Source organism: Flavobacterium sp. HJJ (assembly GCF_015351475.1).
GTDB lineage: Bacteria > Bacteroidota > Bacteroidia > Flavobacteriales > Flavobacteriaceae > Flavobacterium > Flavobacterium marginilacus.
In genome coordinates, this window is record NZ_JADKPR010000092.1 from 1 (window position 1) to 304 (window position 304).

The following is a 304-nucleotide window of genomic DNA, read 5'->3' on the forward strand; positions in this document are numbered from 1 at the left end:
CCAGTGGATTGTTTACCCTGAAAACATAGGTACACACTTATCGATTGATGAAGTAGCTTTGTCTCAGGGAGAGCTTTACACCATTGTAACCAACAAGAAGTTCAAAGGCAAACAAGGTTGCTTAGTGGCTATTATTGCTGGAACAAAGGCAGATCAAGTCATAGAACACATCAGTAAGATTGATTATAAAAAAAGAAGTGGTGTTCAAGAGATAACACTGGACATGGCTAATTCTATGAAACTGATCTCCAAAAAATGCTTCCCAAAAGCAATACAGGTCACTGACAGATTCCATGTTCAAAAA

General features: G+C 37.8%; 1 protein-coding gene. It reads left to right on the forward strand.

The features are described from left to right. The coding region (locus tag IRZ80_RS20870; RefSeq protein WP_228520982.1) for a transposase at nt 1-304 on the forward strand (304 nt) is incomplete at both ends.